The 3084-nt window shown below is 57.9% G+C and carries 3 protein-coding genes and 2 pseudogenes; 4 read left to right on the forward strand and 1 reads right to left on the reverse strand.

Annotated elements, in window-relative coordinates; all coding sequences use genetic code 11:
* The 3 genes and pseudogenes from H0485_RS20945 to H0485_RS20955 form a co-directional block, all read left to right on the forward strand.
* Positions 1–74, forward strand: a pseudogene (locus H0485_RS20945) (IS6 family transposase); the annotation flags it as partial.
* Positions 75–241: 167 nt separating this feature from the next.
* Positions 242–979 (forward strand): helix-turn-helix domain-containing protein, encoded by a 738-nt coding sequence (locus H0485_RS20950; protein ID WP_226937834.1) that lies wholly within the window; start codon positions 242–244, stop codon positions 977–979.
* A gap of 9 nt (positions 980–988) precedes the next feature.
* A complete protein-coding gene (locus H0485_RS20955; protein ID WP_226937835.1) occupies positions 989–1582 on the forward strand; it encodes an RES family NAD+ phosphorylase in 594 nt (197 codons plus the stop codon).
* Positions 1583–1765: 183 nt separating this feature from the next.
* Here H0485_RS20955 and H0485_RS20960 read toward each other — a convergent pair whose 3' ends face one another.
* Entirely contained in the window at positions 1766–2128 is a 363-nt protein-coding gene (locus H0485_RS20960; protein WP_226937836.1) for a hypothetical protein, read from the reverse strand.
* Between the two features lie 735 nt (positions 2129–2863).
* On the opposite strand from H0485_RS20960, the pseudogene H0485_RS20965 reads away from it, so the two are divergent.
* Positions 2864–2962 (forward strand): annotated as a pseudogene (locus H0485_RS20965) (helix-turn-helix domain-containing protein); the annotation flags it as partial.
* Between the last annotated feature and the right edge of the window lie 122 nt (positions 2963–3084).

Raw genomic sequence — 3084 nt, forward strand, 5'->3', positions numbered from 1 at the left:
ACATGATCCGCAAGGCACAGATCCCGGCTAACGGTGCCTCGGCGTTCCAGATCTTTGCGGGGCTCGCGGCATAACTATGTCCAGCGATCAGATCCTTTCAGCCTGTTCGGAAATTTGCGACACAACCTTATAGACGAGCGCCGTTCCGGCTGTGATCGGCGGCTCTCAGAACAAACCTCGTGGTTTACGAGGTTGACAAAATGTCGAGCCCAGCCCATCTTTCCTGGAAAGGGAGACAGCCATGCGCCTTTCCAAAAATACCCTCTCGTCGTCATCCGATCGGTTCATCGGAGAAAGCAAGGACGGCGTCGCGACGCTTTTTGTGGAAACGAAAAAGCAGGAGGGCCTTGCCTGGGCAAGCGCCCGGCGTCTGCGGGGCAAGGCAAAGCCCAGTTTCAGTTCCGTGGCAAAAGAACACGCTGAGGCGAAGCAGGCCCCAGCCGAAGTGATGACCTGGCTTGACAGTGTAGTGGAGGATGGCTCCGGGGTCATTGTGGTCCGGACGGCCTCTGGCCTGCACCGGCTTTCGGTCAGAAGTCTCGATGACAAAAGCGAGTCTGGTGCATTGGAGCCAGAGATGGATGGCGATGTGGCGAAAGCCGTCGCACGCGCACAGCAGCGAGGCAGGGAAACCGCGGCCAGCGTTCTGAACCATCCCGATATGCTGACGGGCGAGGATATCGCGCAGCGCATGGGTATGTCTCGCCAGGCCGTCTACAAAGCAACGATCACGAACAAGCTCTTCGCGCTCGAGGGCGCGAAGCGTGGATACCGTTACCCACTGTGGCAAATTGATGAAGCCGGAGTCAGGCACAAAGGTCTTCAGGAGGTTATCAGTCTGGTTGGCAATGGCTGGGAGGCATTGCGGTTTTTTTCCGCCAGCGCCGATGGCATCTTCAACCGGGAGCGGCTGGGCCGCGGAGATGTGGAGGGCCTGTTGGCCCAGGCCAGGCTCTGGAATTCCAGCCATTATGGGTGACGCCTCTCTATGCCGTCACCCGTAAACTTGCGGCCACTCAAGAGATATACGCTTGATGGCGACCATTTTTTCCGACTGGTGAAGAACTGTCACGTCGAAGGTCTCGGTGTGGGTTGGGGTGCAAGTCGGTTCGTGCCGCGACCAGCGTCTCCTCCAGCAGACAGGGACTATCGAGCACTCTATGCCGCGCGCGATCTGGACACAGCTTTCGCTGAAACGGTGCTGCGCGACGAAGCGGTCGGATGTTTCGACGCTTTCCCTATCCCTCTGAAAGTCCTTCAGATCTGGGATGTCGTGGAAATCTTAGCCTCTGACCTCACGCTTGCGGATCTTCGCAATCACCAGGCGCTGGTAGCGCGCGTGGCGACAGATGCCTTGCATGCGCAGGTGCATGACGAGGGTCAGAAGCTTGGGCGTGAGATTTATGACGACCCGCGCGACTTCGCAGGGCTGATTTTCCAATCCCGCCTCACTGGTGTCGAGAACATCATGGTATACGACAGGGCCATCTCGCTGGGCTTGCAATCGGTTTCGAGGCAACCGCTTCTAAAATGTAAGGCGTTCGCTGCCACCCTGGACCGGTTTGCGCTTTCTATCGTCTGAATACTTAGCCCGGATTATCATCAGGGTTGCTTCAGAAGCTCAGCACCCGTGACTGAGGGTTAGCGGGAAGTTGTATCAGGCACGAAGGAGGCGGTGTCAGTGCCCCGGTAGCCATGCTGCATGACCGCCTTCGCCGGGCGACCTTGTTCAGCGGGTGCGCTCCGTGGCTGCGAAGGCAGCGCTCTAACCGGCTAGCCGGGACGCCGCATAGCCCACACAAAAGGCGGGGAGCATGCATATGGCACTCACCGCGGCGATGCGTTTCGGCTCTTTTTCCAGTATGTTGGTTAACACCACTGCCAGGCTGTAGAGGGTCAGAAATACGCCGATCCAGAGCAGCAGAGCCTCACTGTGTCTGGTTAAATCTACCGTCTCTATGGTCCATCCCAATACACCGGAAGAAAGAGCCGCAGGCACCCACTGAACCGCGTCAGAACTCAAATTGTTATGAGAGGTGCGCACCGGGTCTATCCTCAGACGCTCAGGGGTTTGCACCGCTCCACCGATAAATGCCGCCGTGGTCACCAGAGCGGAGATGGCAATCATGGTCCAGGTTGCTGTCACAGTCGGTCTCTCTGCGGAGGTATCGGCAGGCAGGCCAACTCCGCATCTGGCCGCAGACCAGCAAAGCATCTGATCATTCTATGCCGGTGAGGCCGCGTATGTGGGCAGATGCTACCAAGCGCAAGGGCGGCGTGGTCAAAGCAGAGCAAACCTTTGCAGAGCACGCGCCAGATCTGTCCGCTACACTGTCCGGGACGAGCGCCGGCGAAGCCGGGAAAATGGAGTCTCTGGAGAAAGACCTGCAGCGTCCCGACTAGCTAACCAGCAATAGAGTCGCGAGTATCCCAAGTGCAAACAGAGACAGTACCCATGACTCCTGGCGGTTCAGCAATCGGGTAGGGGCGTAGCAGTGGCCGCATCTATGCGCTCCAAAGCGCGGTCTGTGGCCACAATCGCATTCAAATGGACGGAAGGCATCCCGGGACATGCAGGCACTCGGTTAAAGAAAGGTTAACGCCAGAGGTGCAACTATAGATTGTTTACTGCCAGGTCAAATTTTCCAGGAGAAGGCCAGCAATAGAACTCCTGCCACGGAAACGCTCCTCCGGAGCAGAGGTAGCTCAGCCCTATGCTGCCCGCACGCCTCCAGCAACCTGCTTTGAGAACGGCGGTGCGAAATTCGACCACGGTAGCGGCGGCATGATGCGGCTGCGGGCGGCTTAAAAGTCGTCCAGTTTCCCTTTCTGCTGCAGCAGGGAGGGCGTGGGGATTTACAGCGTGGAGCTATATTTGAGAGTTCGTCAGGCTTGTGCGGAGGGCATGAGCCAGCGGGAAGCGGCACGGGTGTTTAATGTGTCGCGGGACACGGTTCGGCAGTGTCGCAAAGTTTCTGGTTTCTTCGACGACCTTTGATATGCCATTGTTTTCGGGCAGTTGGGGAGAGGCTCGGGGCGTGATCGAGTTCAAGGGCGTGCATTATCCGAAGTCGGTGATCCTTT

This window comes from Pseudogemmobacter faecipullorum, assembly GCF_020539525.1.
Classification (GTDB): Bacteria; Pseudomonadota; Alphaproteobacteria; order Rhodobacterales; family Rhodobacteraceae; genus Pseudogemmobacter; species Pseudogemmobacter faecipullorum.

Coding starts and splice junctions, on each gene's coding strand:
- H0485_RS20950 (WP_226937834.1), top strand. CDS start 242: ATGCGCCTTTCCAAAAATACCCTCTCGTCGTCATCCGATCGGTTCATC.
- H0485_RS20955 (WP_226937835.1), top strand. CDS start 989: ATGCCGTCACCCGTAAACTTGCGGCCACTCAAGAGATATACGCTTGAT.
- H0485_RS20960 (WP_226937836.1), bottom strand. CDS start 2,128: ATGATTGCCATCTCCGCTCTGGTGACCACGGCGGCATTTATCGGTGGA.